Annotated in this window: 25 protein-coding genes; all 25 read left to right on the top strand. The window is 41.6% G+C overall.

What is annotated here, in order from left to right; all coding sequences use genetic code 11:
• Positions 1–108: 108 nt before the first annotated feature.
• The 25 genes from nrdD (at position 109) to rpmD (ending at position 13,849) form a co-directional block, all read left to right on the top strand.
• Complete coding sequence (nrdD, locus tag SK637_RS08815; RefSeq protein WP_033689662.1) at positions 109–2,316, top strand: anaerobic ribonucleoside-triphosphate reductase; 2,208 nt, start codon at positions 109–111, stop codon at positions 2,314–2,316.
• Positions 2,317–2,327: 11 nt separating this feature from the next.
• A complete protein-coding gene (locus tag SK637_RS09920; RefSeq protein WP_000521618.1) occupies positions 2,328–2,468 on the top strand; it encodes a hypothetical protein in 141 nt (46 codons plus the stop codon).
• Between the two features lie 43 nt (positions 2,469–2,511).
• Positions 2,512–3,018, top strand: a complete 507-nt coding sequence (locus tag SK637_RS08805; RefSeq protein ID WP_033689444.1) for a GNAT family N-acetyltransferase — start codon at positions 2,512–2,514, stop codon at positions 3,016–3,018.
• Positions 3,011–3,601 carry an anaerobic ribonucleoside-triphosphate reductase activating protein gene (gene nrdG / locus SK637_RS08800; protein ID WP_001064215.1) on the top strand — a complete coding sequence of 197 codons (591 nt, stop codon included), beginning with the start codon at positions 3,011–3,013 and terminating at the stop codon, positions 3,599–3,601. The genes SK637_RS08805 and nrdG overlap by 8 nt, the downstream gene beginning before the upstream one ends.
• Positions 3,598–4,224, top strand: a complete 627-nt coding sequence (locus tag SK637_RS08795) for a uridine kinase family protein (RefSeq protein WP_033689443.1) — start codon at positions 3,598–3,600, stop codon at positions 4,222–4,224. The genes nrdG and SK637_RS08795 overlap by 4 nt, the downstream gene beginning before the upstream one ends.
• Before the next feature lie 251 nt (positions 4,225–4,475).
• Positions 4,476–4,784 (top strand): 30S ribosomal protein S10, encoded by a 309-nt coding sequence (gene rpsJ / locus SK637_RS08790; RefSeq protein WP_001284513.1) that lies wholly within the window; start codon positions 4,476–4,478, stop codon positions 4,782–4,784.
• Positions 4,785–5,000: 216 nt separating this feature from the next.
• A complete protein-coding gene (gene rplC / locus SK637_RS08785; protein ID WP_000160197.1) occupies positions 5,001–5,627 on the top strand; it encodes a 50S ribosomal protein L3 in 627 nt (208 codons plus the stop codon).
• Positions 5,628–5,651: 24 nt separating this feature from the next.
• Complete coding sequence (rplD, locus tag SK637_RS08780; protein WP_033689442.1) at positions 5,652–6,275, top strand: 50S ribosomal protein L4; 624 nt, start codon at positions 5,652–5,654, stop codon at positions 6,273–6,275.
• The gene (locus SK637_RS08775; RefSeq protein WP_001055347.1) at positions 6,275–6,571 is read left to right on the top strand and encodes a 50S ribosomal protein L23; all 297 of its coding nucleotides are present in this window, start codon (positions 6,275–6,277) and stop codon (positions 6,569–6,571) included. The genes rplD and SK637_RS08775 overlap by 1 nt, the downstream gene beginning before the upstream one ends.
• Positions 6,572–6,588: 17 nt before the next feature.
• Positions 6,589–7,422 carry a 50S ribosomal protein L2 gene (rplB, locus tag SK637_RS08770; RefSeq protein ID WP_000512911.1) on the top strand — a complete coding sequence of 278 codons (834 nt, stop codon included), beginning with the start codon at positions 6,589–6,591 and terminating at the stop codon, positions 7,420–7,422.
• A gap of 103 nt (positions 7,423–7,525) precedes the next feature.
• Positions 7,526–7,807: a 30S ribosomal protein S19 gene (gene rpsS, locus SK637_RS08765; RefSeq protein ID WP_000533766.1), complete on the top strand. Its 282-nt coding sequence runs from the start codon at positions 7,526–7,528 to the stop codon at positions 7,805–7,807.
• Positions 7,808–7,818: 11 nt separating this feature from the next.
• Entirely contained in the window at positions 7,819–8,163 is a 345-nt protein-coding gene (rplV, locus tag SK637_RS08760; protein ID WP_000818137.1) for a 50S ribosomal protein L22, read from the top strand.
• Between the two features lie 12 nt (positions 8,164–8,175).
• Positions 8,176–8,829, top strand: coding sequence for a 30S ribosomal protein S3 (gene rpsC / locus SK637_RS08755; protein ID WP_000529936.1), 654 nt, complete (start codon positions 8,176–8,178; stop codon positions 8,827–8,829).
• 3 nt (positions 8,830–8,832) lie between these two features.
• Positions 8,833–9,246 carry a 50S ribosomal protein L16 gene (gene rplP, locus SK637_RS08750; protein ID WP_000960946.1) on the top strand — a complete coding sequence of 138 codons (414 nt, stop codon included), beginning with the start codon at positions 8,833–8,835 and terminating at the stop codon, positions 9,244–9,246.
• Between the two features lie 9 nt (positions 9,247–9,255).
• Positions 9,256–9,462 carry a 50S ribosomal protein L29 gene (rpmC, locus tag SK637_RS08745; RefSeq protein ID WP_000772918.1) on the top strand — a complete coding sequence of 69 codons (207 nt, stop codon included), beginning with the start codon at positions 9,256–9,258 and terminating at the stop codon, positions 9,460–9,462.
• Between the two features lie 24 nt (positions 9,463–9,486).
• A complete protein-coding gene (rpsQ, locus tag SK637_RS08740) occupies positions 9,487–9,747 on the top strand; it encodes a 30S ribosomal protein S17 (protein WP_000440801.1) in 261 nt (86 codons plus the stop codon).
• Between the two features lie 25 nt (positions 9,748–9,772).
• Positions 9,773–10,141: a 50S ribosomal protein L14 gene (gene rplN, locus SK637_RS08735; RefSeq protein WP_000616545.1), complete on the top strand. Its 369-nt coding sequence runs from the start codon at positions 9,773–9,775 to the stop codon at positions 10,139–10,141.
• Between the two features lie 78 nt (positions 10,142–10,219).
• Positions 10,220–10,525: a 50S ribosomal protein L24 gene (gene rplX / locus SK637_RS08730; RefSeq protein WP_000497691.1), complete on the top strand. Its 306-nt coding sequence runs from the start codon at positions 10,220–10,222 to the stop codon at positions 10,523–10,525.
• Positions 10,526–10,548: 23 nt separating this feature from the next.
• Positions 10,549–11,091 carry a 50S ribosomal protein L5 gene (rplE, locus tag SK637_RS08725; protein ID WP_000013542.1) on the top strand — a complete coding sequence of 181 codons (543 nt, stop codon included), beginning with the start codon at positions 10,549–10,551 and terminating at the stop codon, positions 11,089–11,091.
• Positions 11,092–11,108: 17 nt separating this feature from the next.
• Positions 11,109–11,294, top strand: coding sequence for a type Z 30S ribosomal protein S14 (locus SK637_RS08720; RefSeq protein ID WP_001085697.1), 186 nt, complete (start codon positions 11,109–11,111; stop codon positions 11,292–11,294).
• Between the two features lie 284 nt (positions 11,295–11,578).
• Positions 11,579–11,977: a 30S ribosomal protein S8 gene (rpsH, locus tag SK637_RS08715; RefSeq protein WP_000245504.1), complete on the top strand. Its 399-nt coding sequence runs from the start codon at positions 11,579–11,581 to the stop codon at positions 11,975–11,977.
• Between the two features lie 187 nt (positions 11,978–12,164).
• Entirely contained in the window at positions 12,165–12,701 is a 537-nt protein-coding gene (gene rplF / locus SK637_RS08710) for a 50S ribosomal protein L6 (RefSeq protein WP_033689441.1), read from the top strand.
• A gap of 83 nt (positions 12,702–12,784) precedes the next feature.
• Complete coding sequence (gene rplR, locus SK637_RS08705; RefSeq protein ID WP_000624044.1) at positions 12,785–13,141, top strand: 50S ribosomal protein L18; 357 nt, start codon at positions 12,785–12,787, stop codon at positions 13,139–13,141.
• A gap of 17 nt (positions 13,142–13,158) precedes the next feature.
• Entirely contained in the window at positions 13,159–13,653 is a 495-nt protein-coding gene (gene rpsE / locus SK637_RS08700; RefSeq protein ID WP_000874202.1) for a 30S ribosomal protein S5, read from the top strand.
• Positions 13,654–13,666: 13 nt separating this feature from the next.
• The gene (gene rpmD, locus SK637_RS08695; protein WP_000057241.1) at positions 13,667–13,849 is read left to right on the top strand and encodes a 50S ribosomal protein L30; all 183 of its coding nucleotides are present in this window, start codon (positions 13,667–13,669) and stop codon (positions 13,847–13,849) included.
• Positions 13,850–13,939 lie beyond the last annotated feature (90 nt).

Genomic DNA, 13,939 nt, shown 5'->3' with positions numbered 1-13,939 from the left:
TCTTGTGTATTTTTTAAAATTTTAGGATTTTTGACACAAGATATTGATTTTTCTTTTTAGAGTGGTATAATACTTTTTAGAAAGAACATTTTAGAAAAGAGCATGCATATGATTGCACTAGAAGAAAAAATTACAATTTTGCCAACTCTCTTCGTCGAGAAACGAGATGGGAGACGTGTTGTATTTGATGTGGACAAGATTGACAAGGCTCTCCACAAGGCGGCAGACAAGGTTATGGATGTGACACCCTTAGTCGAAAAACGCCTCAATGCTCTGACTGAGCGAATTGTCACAGAAATTCATAGTCGCTTTCCGCAGGGAGTTAAGATTTATGAAATTCAAAATATCGTAGAACATGAACTCCTTGAAGCCAAAGAATATGCGCTGGCTGAGGAGTATATTACTTATCGGACGCAGAGGGATTTTGAGCGCTCAAAAGCGACGGATATCAACTTTAGCATCCATAAACTTCTCAACAAAGACCAGGCAGTTGTCAATGAAAATGCTAATAAAGACAGTGATGTCTTTAACACTCAGCGTGATTTGACAGCGGGTATTGTTGGGAAATCAATCGGACTGCAAATGCTTCCTAAGCACGTAGCCAATGCCCACCAAAAAGGGGATATCCACTATCACGATTTGGACTACAGTCCCTATACACCTATGACCAACTGCTGTTTGATTGATTTCAAGGGTATGTTGGAAAATGGTTTTAAGATTGGAAATGCAGAGGTAGAAAGTCCTAAGTCTATCCAGACTGCGACAGCTCAGATTTCCCAAATCATCGCCAACGTTGCTTCTAGCCAGTATGGAGGCTGTTCAGCTGACCGTATTGATGAAGTTTTGGCGCCTTATGCAGAGAAGAATTACCAAAAACATCTCAAAGATGCAGAAGAGTGGGTTTTGCCTGAAAAACGGGAAGATTACGCTTGGAAGAAAACGCAAAAGGACATCTATGATGCCATGCAATCTCTCGAATATGAAATCAATACTCTCTTCACCTCAAATGGACAAACACCTTTTACTTCACTAGGTTTTGGTCTAGGAACCAATCGTTTTGAACGGGAAATTCAAAAAGCTATTTTGAGTATTCGTATAAAGGGTCTGGGTTCGGAGCATCGTACAGCCATCTTCCCTAAGCTCATCTTTACGCTTAAAAGAGGCCTTAACTTAGAAGAAGGGACTCCCAACTACGACATTAAGCAGTTGGCTCTTGAGTGTGCAACCAAGCGGATGTACCCAGACGTCTTGTCTTACGATAAGATTGTTGACTTGACGGGTTCTTTTAAGGTGCCTATGGGTTGCCGTTCGTTCCTTCAAGGATGGAAGGATGAGAATGGTGTAGAAGTCAATTCAGGTCGTATGAACCTGGGTGTTGTGACAGTTAACCTGCCTCGTATTGCTCTTGAGTCTGAGGGCGACATGAATAAGTTCTGGGAAATCTTCAACGAGCGGATGAACATTGCAGAAGATGCTCTGGTTTATCGTGTCGAACGGACCAAGGAAGCTACACCAGCTAACGCACCAATCCTCTACCAATACGGTGCTTTTGGACATCGTCTAAGTAAAGAAGAAAGTGTTGACCAGCTCTTTAAGAATCGTCGAGCAACAGTTTCGCTGGGCTATATCGGCTTGTATGAAGTAGCGACAGTTTTCTTTGGTAACAGCTGGGAAAGTAATCCAGATGCTAAGGAATTCACGCTAGACATTATTCGAGATATGAAACGCCGTGTAGAAGAGTGGTCTGACCAATATGGCTACCATTTCTCTATCTACTCAACACCGTCCGAAAGTTTGACAGACCGTTTTTGCCGACTAGATACAGAGAAGTTTGGGTCTATTCCTGATATTACAGATAAGGAATACTACACCAACTCTTTCCACTACGATGTTCGTAAAAATCCAACACCGTTTGAAAAATTAGACTTTGAGAAAGTATATCCAGAAGCAGGTGCGTCAGGTGGTTTCATCCATTATTGCGAGTATCCAGTCCTTCAGCAAAATCCTAAAGCCTTGGAAGCTGTCTGGGATTACGCTTATGATCGTGTGGGATATTTGGGAACCAATACTCCAATTGACCGTTGCTACAAGTGTGACTTTGAAGGGGATTTTGAACCAACTGAGAGAGGATTTGCTTGTCCAAACTGTGGAAATAGCGACCCTAAAACAGTAGACGTTGTTAAACGGACTTGTGGCTATTTAGGCAATCCTCAAGCGCGTCCGATGGTTAATGGACGTCACAAGGAAATCGCAGCGCGTGTCAAACATATGAATGGTTCAACGATTAAAATAGCTGGGCATCAAGTAACAAATTAGAAAGAAGTGAAATGGGAAAATATCAATTAGACGATAAGGGGCGTGCACAAGTGACCCGTTATCACGAGAAACACTCTAAAGGTGGAGCTGGTAAAAAAGAACGCTTGCTCAACCTCAGAGAACAATTTTTAAATAAGAATAAGAAGAAATAAAAGTGAGAGTCAGCTCTCGCTTTTCTCTTAGTGGGAGGTAAGGATGGAATTACGCAGACCAAGATTAGCAGATAAAGAAACAGTTTTAGAGATGATGGCAGAGTTTGAAAAATATCAGTCGCCTCACGACGGTGGTTTCTGGGATACAGAGAACTTTGTGTATGAAGAATGGTTGGAAACAAATATGCAAAAAGAAATGGGAATAAACTTGCCTGAAAATCATGTTCCTTCTATTCAATTTGTATCATTTGATGATGTAGGTCGTGCTCTAGGATTTTTGAATCTGCGATTGAGATTGAATGAGGGTTTATTGAATTATGCTGGTCACATTGGATACTCCATTCGTCCATCAGAAAGAGGCAAAAGTTATGCTAAGGAAACTCTACGTCAGGGCTTGCAAGTTGCTAAGGAAAAGAACATCAAGAGAACTCTTGTGACCTGTAGCGTGAATAATCCTGCTAGCAGAGCAGTCATTCTAGCAAATGGAGGAATTCTTGAGGATGTTCGTAATGGAGTCGAGCGTTATTGGATAGAGGTAGCGAATGAATAATCCAAAACCACAAGAATGGAAAAGCGAGGAACTCAGTCAAGGGCGTATCATTGACTACAAGGCTTTTAACTTTGTGGATGGAGAAGGTGTGCGGAATTCCCTCTATGTATCAGGTTGCATGTTTCACTGCGAGGGATGTTATAATGTTGCGACTTGGTCTTTTAATGCTGGCATTCCCTATACAGCAGAATTAGAAGAACAGATCATGGCAGACCTTGCCCAGCCCTATGTTCAAGGATTGACCTTGCTGGGAGGGGAACCTTTTCTCAATACTGGTATTCTCTTGCCACTCGTTAAGCGGATTCGGAAGGAATTGCCAGATAAAGATATCTGGTCCTGGACGGGTTATACATGGGAAGAAATGATGTTGGAAACTCCAGATAAATTGGAACTCTTGTCGCTGATTGACATTCTTGTTGATGGAAGATATGACCGAACTAAGAGAAATCTCATGCTCCAGTTTCGAGGTTCTTCCAATCAACGCATCATCGATGTGCAAAAATCTTTCAAAAGTGGGCAAGTAGTGATTTGGGATAAGCTTAATGACGGAAAAGAAAGTTATGAACAGGTGAAGAGAGAATGAAGAGAAAAGACTTAATAGACCAGTTTGTCTCAGAAATAGAAACGGGAAAAGTCAAGACACTGGGAATATACGGTCATGGGGCTTCAGGAAAATCAACCTTTGCACAGGAATTGTACCAAGCTTTAGATTCTACTACAGTAAATTTGCTAGAAACAGATCCTTATATCACCTCAGGACGCCATCTGGTAGTACCCAAGGACGCGCCAAATCAAAAGGTGACAGCCTGTCTGCCAGTGGCGCATGAACTGGCGAGTTTGCAAAGAGATATCCTCGCCTTACAAGCGGGTATGGATGTCTTAACAATTGAAGAACCTTGGAAGGCTAGTGAGGTCTTGTCTGGAGCAAAACCGATTTTGATTGTCGAAGGGATGTCTGTGGGCTTTTTACCCAAAGAACTCCTTGACAAAACCATTTGTTTCTACACGGATGAGGAGACCGAATTAAAGCGGCGTCTAGCTCGAGATACGACTGTGAGAAATCGCGATGCATCCTTTATATTGGCTAGCCATCAGATGAGACGGGAGCAGTATCTGCTATACTATAAAGAAACTGAGTCAAAGGCGGACATTCTAGTGGACCAATCAGAAGGTAAAATTGATGTCAAGAGAACTCAACTTATATAGAATATAGAAGAAAATCCCTAATTTTAGAAAGAAAAAGTAGGAAAACATTTTCATCCCATAAAAACGAAAAAAACCTAACAAATCGCTTGCAATCGCAGGGGCTTTGTGTTATTCTATTATGGTGCTGTAAATTACAGCCTTAGCTTTGATGCAAGAGGTTGCGACACGCTCGGTTGCATTGCCACGCAACACCGCGTCGGTTTTCTTGTGGAGCTAGCCTATTATCTTAAATAGACGAAAAGGAGAAAAAGATGGCAAACAAAAAAATCCGTATCCGTTTGAAAGCTTACGAACACCGTACGCTTGACACAGCGGCTGCAAAAATCGTAGAATCAGCTACTCGTACAGGTGCACAAGTTGCGGGTCCAATCCCACTTCCAACTGAACGTAGCCTCTACACAATCATTCGTGCGACTCACAAATACAAAGACTCTCGCGAACAATTTGAAATGCGTACACACAAACGTTTGATCGATATCGTTAACCCAACTCAAAAAACAGTTGATGCGTTGATGAAATTGGATCTTCCAAGTGGTGTAAACGTAGAAATCAAACTTTAATCTAAAATATAAAAGAGCAGATGCTGGTGTTTCAATCTAATTGAACACGGGCTAAACTCGGTGTGAAAAAGATAAACTTCCTAGTGTCTGCTAGACACTGCGTCAGTTTCCTATTTTCACTTTGAGTTTGACGCCCTTTATATCTTAGACTTGAGCATAAAAAACGCTCGTTAAAAACTTTTTGAATAAAAAATATAGAAAAGGAACTATTTTCTCATGACAAAAGGAATCTTAGGGAAAAAAGTGGGAATGACTCAAATCTTCACTGAAGCTGGCGAATTGATCCCTGTAACAGTTATTGAAGCAACTCCAAACGTTGTTCTTCAAGTTAAAACTGTTGAAACAGACGGATACAACGCTATCCAAGTTGGTTTTGATGACAAACGCGAAGTATTGAGCAACAAACCTGCTAAAGGACATGTAGCGAAAGCTAACACGGCTCCTAAGCGCTTCATTCGTGAATTCAAAAACGTTGAAGGCTTGGAAGTTGGTGCTGAAATCACAGTTGAAACATTCGCAGCTGGAGACGTTGTTGACGTAACTGGTACTTCTAAAGGTAAAGGTTTCCAAGGTGTTATCAAACGCCACGGACAATCACGTGGACCAATGGCTCACGGTTCTCGTTACCACCGTCGTCCAGGTTCTATGGGACCTGTTGCACCTAACCGCGTATTCAAAGGTAAAAACCTTGCCGGACGTATGGGTGGTGACCGCGTAACAATTCAAAACCTTGAAGTTGTACAAGTTGTTCCAGAAAAGAACGTTATCCTTATCAAAGGTAACGTACCAGGTGCTAAGAAATCTCTTATCACTATCAAGTCAGCAGTTAAAGCTGGTAAATAATAAGGAAAGGGGAATACAGTCAAAATGGCAAATGTAACATTATTCGACCAAACTGGTAAACAAGCTGGCGAAGTTGTTCTTAACGATGCAATCTTTGGTATCGAACCAAATGAATCAGTTGTGTTTGATGTGATTATCAGCCAACGTGCTAGCCTTCGTCAAGGAACTCACGCAGTTAAAAACCGCTCAGCTGTTTCAGGTGGCGGACGCAAACCATGGCGTCAAAAAGGAACTGGACGTGCTCGTCAAGGTTCTATCCGCTCTCCACAATGGCGTGGTGGTGGAATCGTCTTCGGACCAACTCCACGTAGCTATGCGTACAAACTTCCTCAAAAAGTTCGTCGCCTTGCGCTTAAATCTGTTTACTCAGAAAAAGTTGCTGAAAACAAATTTGTAGCCGTTGATTCTCTTGAATTTACAGCTCCAAAAACTGCTGAATTTGCAAAAGTTCTTGCAGCTTTGAGCATCGATTCTAAAGTCCTTGTTGTTCTTGAAGAAGGAAACGAATTCGCAGCTCTTTCAGCTCGTAACCTTCCAAACGTGAAAGTTGCGACTGCTACAACTGCAAGTGTTCTTGACATCGCAAATAGTGACAAACTTCTTGTTACTCAAGCAGCTATCTCTAAAATCGAGGAGGTTCTTGCATAATGAATTTGTATGATGTTATCAAAAAACCTGTTATCACTGAAAGCTCAATGGCTCAACTTGAAGCAGGGAAATATGTATTTGAAGTTGACACTCGTGCACACAAACTTTTGATCAAGCAAGCTGTTGAAGCTGCTTTCGAAGGTGTTAAAGTTGCAAATGTTAACACAATCAACGTAAAACCAAAAGCTAAACGTGTTGGACGTTACACTGGTTTTACTAACAAAACTAAAAAAGCTATCATCACACTTACAGCTGATTCTAAAGCAATCGAGTTGTTTGCTGCTGAAGCTGAATAATCTAAGGAGGAAATATCGTGGGAATTCGTGTTTATAAACCAACAACAAACGGTCGCCGTAATATGACTTCTTTGGATTTCGCTGAAATCACAACAAGCACTCCTGAAAAATCATTGCTTGTTGCATTGAAGAGCAAGGCTGGTCGTAACAACAACGGTCGTATCACAGTTCGTCACCAAGGTGGTGGACACAAACGTTTCTACCGCTTGGTTGACTTCAAACGTAACAAAGACAACGTTGAAGCAGTTGTTAAAACAATCGAGTACGATCCAAACCGTTCTGCAAACATCGCTCTTGTACACTACACTGACGGTGTGAAAGCGTACATCATCGCTCCAAAAGGTCTTGAAGTTGGTCAACGTATCGTTTCAGGTCCAGAAGCAGATATCAAAGTCGGAAACGCTCTTCCACTTGCTAACATCCCAGTTGGTACTTTGATCCACAACATCGAGTTGAAACCAGGTCGTGGTGGTGAATTGGTACGTGCTGCTGGAGCATCTGCTCAAGTATTGGGTTCTGAAGGTAAATACGTTCTTGTTCGTCTTCAATCAGGTGAAGTTCGTATGATTCTTGGAACTTGCCGTGCTACTGTTGGTGTTGTCGGAAACGAACAACATGGACTTGTAAACCTTGGTAAAGCAGGACGTAGCCGTTGGAAAGGTATCCGCCCAACAGTTCGTGGTTCTGTAATGAACCCTAACGATCACCCACACGGTGGTGGTGAAGGTAAAGCACCAGTTGGTCGTAAAGCACCATCTACTCCATGGGGCAAACCTGCTCTTGGTCTTAAAACTCGTAACAAGAAAGCGAAATCTGACAAACTTATCGTTCGTCGTCGCAACGAGAAATAATATTAAACTAGTTGCTTAAGCAACTAGTAAATCCGCCAGCTCGGTAGCGCTCCAGGTGAGCGCAAGCCGCTGTGGTACAACATTTAAAGGAGAAAATATAAAAATGGGACGCAGTCTTAAAAAAGGACCTTTCGTCGATGAGCATTTGATGAAAAAAGTTGAAGCTCAAGCTAACGACGAAAAGAAAAAAGTTATTAAAACTTGGTCACGTCGTTCAACGATCTTCCCAAGTTTCATTGGTTACACTATTGCAGTTTATGACGGACGTAAACACGTACCTGTTTACATCCAAGAAGACATGGTAGGTCACAAACTTGGTGAATTTGCACCAACTCGTACTTACAAAGGTCACGCTGCAGACGACAAGAAAACACGTAGAAAATAAGGAGAACATAAATGGCAGAAATTACTTCAGCTAAAGCAATGGCTCGTACAGTACGTGTTTCACCTCGTAAATCACGTCTTGTTCTTGATAACATCCGTGGTAAAAGCGTAGCCGATGCAATCGCAATCTTGACATTCACCCCAAACAAAGCCGCTGAAATCATCTTGAAAGTTTTGAACTCAGCTGTAGCTAACGCTGAAAACAACTTTGGTTTGGATAAAGCTAACTTGGTAGTATCTGAAGCATTCGCAAACGAAGGACCAACTATGAAACGTTTCCGTCCACGTGCGAAAGGTTCAGCTTCACCAATCAACAAACGTACAGCTCACATCACTGTAGCTGTTGCAGAAAAATAAGGAGGTAAAATCGTGGGTCAAAAAGTACATCCAATTGGTATGCGTGTCGGCATCATCCGTGATTGGGATGCCAAATGGTATGCTGAAAAAGAATACGCGGATTACCTTCATGAAGATCTTGCAATCCGTAAATTCGTTCAAAAAGAACTTGCTGACGCAGCAGTTTCAACTATCGAAATCGAACGCGCAGTAAACAAAGTTAACGTTTCACTTCACACTGCTAAACCAGGTATGGTTATCGGTAAAGGTGGTGCTAACGTTGATGCACTCCGTGCGAAACTTAACAAATTGACTGGAAAACAAGTACACATCAACATCATCGAAATCAAACAACCTGATTTGGATGCTCACCTTGTAGGTGAAGGAATTGCTCGTCAATTGGAGCAACGTGTTGCTTTCCGTCGTGCACAAAAACAAGCAATCCAACGTGCAATGCGTGCTGGAGCTAAAGGAATCAAAACTCAAGTATCAGGTCGTTTGAACGGTGCAGATATCGCCCGTGCTGAAGGATACTCTGAAGGAACTGTTCCACTTCACACACTTCGTGCAGATATCGATTACGCTTGGGAAGAAGCAGATACTACATACGGTAAACTTGGTGTTAAAGTATGGATCTACCGTGGTGAAGTTCTTCCAGCTCGCAAAAACACTAAAGGAGGTAAATAACCAATGTTAGTACCTAAACGTGTTAAACACCGTCGTGAATTCCGTGGAAAAATGCGCGGTGAAGCAAAAGGTGGAAAAGAAGTAGCATTCGGTGAATACGGTCTTCAAGCTACAACTAGCCACTGGATCACTAACCGCCAAATCGAAGCTGCTCGTATCGCCATGACTCGTTACATGAAACGTGGTGGTAAAGTTTGGATTAAAATCTTCCCACACAAATCATACACTGCTAAAGCTATCGGTGTGCGTATGGGATCTGGTAAAGGGGCACCTGAAGGTTGGGTAGCACCAGTTAAACGTGGTAAAGTGATGTTCGAAATCGCTGGTGTATCTGAAGAGATCGCTCGCGAAGCGCTTCGTCTTGCTAGCCACAAATTGCCAGTTAAATGTAAATTCGTAAAACGTGAAGCAGAATAAGGAGAAGGCATGAAACTTAATGAAGTAAAAGAATTTGTTAAAGAACTTCGTGGTCTTTCTCAAGAAGAACTCGCGAAGCGCGAAAACGAATTGAAAAAAGAATTGTTTGAACTTCGTTTCCAAGCTGCTACTGGTCAATTGGAACAAACAGCTCGCTTGAAAGAAGTTAAAAAACAAATCGCTCGTATCAAAACAGTTCAATCTGAAGCGAAATAATAGACTAGGGAAGGAGAAATTTCAATGGAACGCAATAATCGTAAAGTTCTTGTTGGACGTGTTGTATCTGACAAAATGGACAAGACAATCACAGTTGTAGTTGAAACAAAACGTAACCACCCAGTCTATGGTAAACGTATTAACTACTCTAAAAAATACAAAGCTCATGATGAAAACAATGTTGCCAAAGAAGGCGATATCGTACGTATCATGGAAACTCGCCCGCTTTCAGCTACAAAACGTTTCCGTCTTGTAGAAGTTGTTGAAGAAGCGGTCATCATCTAATCAAACCTGAAAGGAGAAAACTGAAATGATTCAAACAGAAACTCGTTTGAAAGTCGCAGACAACAGCGGTGCTCGTGAAATCTTGACTATCAAAGTTCTTGGTGGTTCAGGACGTAAATTTGCAAACATCGGTGATGTTATCGTGGCATCTGTAAAACAAGCTACTCCTGGTGGTGCGGTTAAAAAAGGTGACGTTGTTAAAGCAGTTATCGTTCGTACTAAATCAGGTGCTCGTCGTGCTGATGGTTCATACATCAAATTTGACGAAAACGCAGCAGTTATCATCCGTGAAGACAAAACTCCTCGCGGAACACGTATCTTTGGCCCAGTTGCACGTGAATTGCGTGAAGGTGGCTTCATGAAGATCGTGTCACTTGCTCCAGAAGTACTTTAATTTTTAGAAACAAACTAGTCCCCTGGATTTACCTCCAGGGTGCCCTTATGGGCGTAAGAAAAATCAAGGAGAAACCTAATGTTTGTAAAAAAAGGCGACAAAGTTCGCGTAATCGCTGGTAAAGATAAGGGAACAGAAGCTGTTGTCCTTACTGCCCTTCCAAAAGTAAACAAAGTTATCGTTGAAGGTGTTAACATCGTTAAGAAACATCAACGTCCAACTAACGAGCTTCCTCAAGGTGGTATCATCGAGAAAGAAGCAGCTATCCACGTATCAAACGTTCAAGTTTTGGACAAAAATGGTGTAGCTGGTCGTGTTGGTTACAAATTTGTAGACGGTAAAAAAGTTCGCTACAACAAAAAATCAGGCGAAGTGCTTGATTAATCACGAAGGAAAGGAGAAGTATAATGGCAAATCGTTTAAAAGAAAAATATCTTAATGAAGTAGTTCCTGCTTTGACAGAACAATTCAACTACTCATCAGTGATGGCTGTGCCTAAAGTAGATAAGATCGTTTTGAACATGGGTGTTGGTGAAGCTGTATCAAACGCTAAAAGCCTTGAAAAAGCTGCTGAAGAATTGGCACTTATCTCAGGTCAAAAACCACTTATCACTAAAGCTAAAAAATCAATCGCCGGCTTCCGTCTTCGTGAAGGTGTTGCGATTGGTGCAAAAGTTACCCTTCGTGGTGAACGTATGTACGAATTCTTGGATAAATTGGTTTCAGTTTCACTTCCACGTGTACGTGACTTCCACGGTGTTCCAACAAAATCATTTGACGGACGCGGAAACTACACACTTGGTGTGAAAGAACAATTGATCTTCCCAGAAATCAACTTCGATGACGTTGACAAAACTCGTGGTCTTGACATCGTTATCGTAACAACTGCTAACACTGACGAAGAGTCACGTGCATTGCTTACAGGCCTTGGAATGCCTTTTGCAAAATAATATAGGAGGTAAATCTAATGGCTAAAAAATCAATGATTGCTAAGAACAAACGTCCAGCGAAGTTCTCTACTCAAGCTTATACTCGTTGTGAAAAATGTGGTCGTCCACATTCAGTTTACCGCAAATTTAAACTTTGCCGTGTTTGCTTCCGTGAATTAGCTTACAAAGGACAAATTCCTGGTGTAACAAAAGCATCTTGGTAATTTAAGATATCAAGGGCGTCAAAACTCTAAGTGAAAATAGGAAACTTGACGAAGAAACTGAAGTTTCTAGGAAAGTTTATCTTTTTCACACAGAGTTTAGCCCGGGTTCAGTTGGGCTTGCCAATTTGAACACGAGCTACAGCTTTTGCAAAAAAGACCAATTTTCTTTGGAGCATCGCTCCTGCATCAAATTGCCTATTTTTGCTAGTGCTGTTACGCTCTTTGTATCATGTATTAACTAGCAAGTGCAACTTGCAAACTACTAGTAAGAGGAGAAAAACAAAATGGTTATGACTGACCCAATCGCAGACTTCCTAACTCGTATTCGTAACGCTAACCAAGCTAAACACGAAGTACTTGAAGTACCTGCATCAAACATCAAAAAAGGGATTGCTGAAATCCTTAAACGCGAAGGTTTTGTAAAAAACGTTGAAATCATCGAAGATGACAAACAAGGTATCATCCGTGTATTCCTTAAATACGGACCAAACGGTGAAAAAGTTATCACTAACTTGAAACGTGTTTCTAAACCAGGACTTCGTGTCTACAAAAAACGTGAAGACCTTCCAAAAGTTCTTAACGGACTTGGAATTGCTATCCTTTCAACTTCTGAAGGTTTGCTTACTGATAAAGAAGCACGCCAAAAGAATGTTGGTGGTGAGGTTATCGCTTACGTTTGGTAATATTTAGCTCCCAATTTCTTTGTAACTCTTTGTTATCGTCTCTAGCCTAACCCAAAGTTATGCCTGCGAGACGATGCCTAGATTCACTTTGAAATTGAAACCTAAATGTTCCTTTAAATCGAGAAATCGATTTAACCCCGTGAAAACTGGCCGTTCTGGCCTGACAATCTAACAGGAGAAAATAAACATGTCACGTATTGGTAATAAAGTTATCGTGTTGCCCGCTGGTGTTGAACTCACTAACAATGACAACGTTGTAACTGTAAAAGGACCTAAAGGAGAACTTACTCGTGAGTTCTCAAAAGATATTGAAATCCGTGTGGAAGGTACAGAAGTAACTCTTCACCGTCCAAACGATTCAAAAGAAATGAAAACTATCCACGGAACTACTCGTGCCCTTTTGAACAACATGGTTGTTGGTGTATCAGAAGGATTCAAGAAAGAACTTGAAATGCGCGGGGTTGGTTACCGTGCACAACTTCAAGGATCTAAACTTGTTTTGGCTGTTGGTAAATCTCATCCAGACGAAGTTGAAGCTCCAGAAGGAATTACTTTTGAACTTCCAAACCCAACAACAATCGTTGTTAACGGAATTTCAAAAGAAGTAGTTGGTCAAACAGCTGCTTACGTACGTAGCCTTCGTTCACCAGAACCATATAAAGGTAAAGGTATCCGTTACGTTGGTGAATTCGTTCGCCGTAAAGAAGGTAAAACAGGTAAATAATGTTGAGTGGTTGAGTCTCAACCACCAACCTATTTTCCAACTTTGTGCATAGCACACGATTTAAAACTAAAGAGGTGAAAACTGTGATTTCAAAACCAGATAAAAACAAACTCCGCCAAAAACGCCACCGTCGCGTTCGCGGAAAACTCTCTGGAACTGCTGATCGCCCACGTTTGAACGTATTCCGTTCTAATACAGGCATCTACGCTCAAGTGATTGATGACGTAGCGGGTGTAACGCTCGCAAGTGCTTCAACTCTTGACAAAGAAGTTTCAAAAGGAACTAAAACTGAACAAGCCGTTGCTGTCGGTAAACTCGTTGCAGAACGTGCAAACGCTAAAGGTATTTCAGAAGTGGTGTTCGACCGCGGTGGATATCTATATCACGGACGTGTGAAAGCTTTGGCTGATGCAGCTCGTGAAAACGGATTGAAATTCTAATAGGAGGACACTAGAAAATGGCATTTAAAGACAATGCAGTTGAATTAGAAGAACGCGTAGTTGCTGTCAACCGTGTTACAAAAGTTGTTAAAGGTGGACGTCGTCTTCGTTTCGCAGCTCTTGTTGTTGTTGGTGACCACAACGGTCGCGTAGGATTTGGTACTGGTAAAGCTCAAGAAGTTCCAGAAGCAATCCGTAAAGCAGTAGATGATGCTAAGAAAAACTTGATCGAAGTTCCTATGGTTGGAACAACAATCCCACACGAAGTTCTTTCAGAATTCGGTGGAGCTAAAGTATTGTTGAAACCTGCTGTAGAAGGTTCTGGAGTTGCCGCTGGTGGTGCAGTTCGTGCCGTTGTGGAATTGGCAGGTGTGGCAGATATTACATCTAAATCACTTGGTTCTAACACTCCAATCAACATTGTTCGTGCAACTGTTGAAGGTTTGAAACAATTGAAACGCGCTGAAGAAGTTGCTGCCCTTCGTGGTATTTCAGTTTCTGATTTGGCATAAGAAAGGGGATAAAATGGCTCAAATTAAAATTACTTTGACTAAGTCTCCAATCGGACGCATTCCATCACAACGTAAAACTGTTGTAGCACTTGGACTTGGCAAATTGAACAGCTCTGTTATTAAAGAAGATAACGCTGCTATCCGTGGTATGATCACAGCAGTATCTCACTTGGTAACAGTTGAAGAAGTAAACTAATGAATTTTTAGGGGATGTGCACTATACCATCCCCTAAAACTAGATATAGTCATCTATGATGACGTCGTATAGGCGAGTTGATGGGGGAGA

The sequence above is a fragment of the Streptococcus mitis genome, from assembly GCF_000722765.2.
Taxonomy (GTDB): Bacteria; Bacillota; Bacilli; order Lactobacillales; family Streptococcaceae; genus Streptococcus; species Streptococcus mitis_AQ.
The sequence above is the reverse complement of the archived record's forward strand: the minus strand, read 5'-3'. Positions and strand labels throughout refer to the sequence as shown.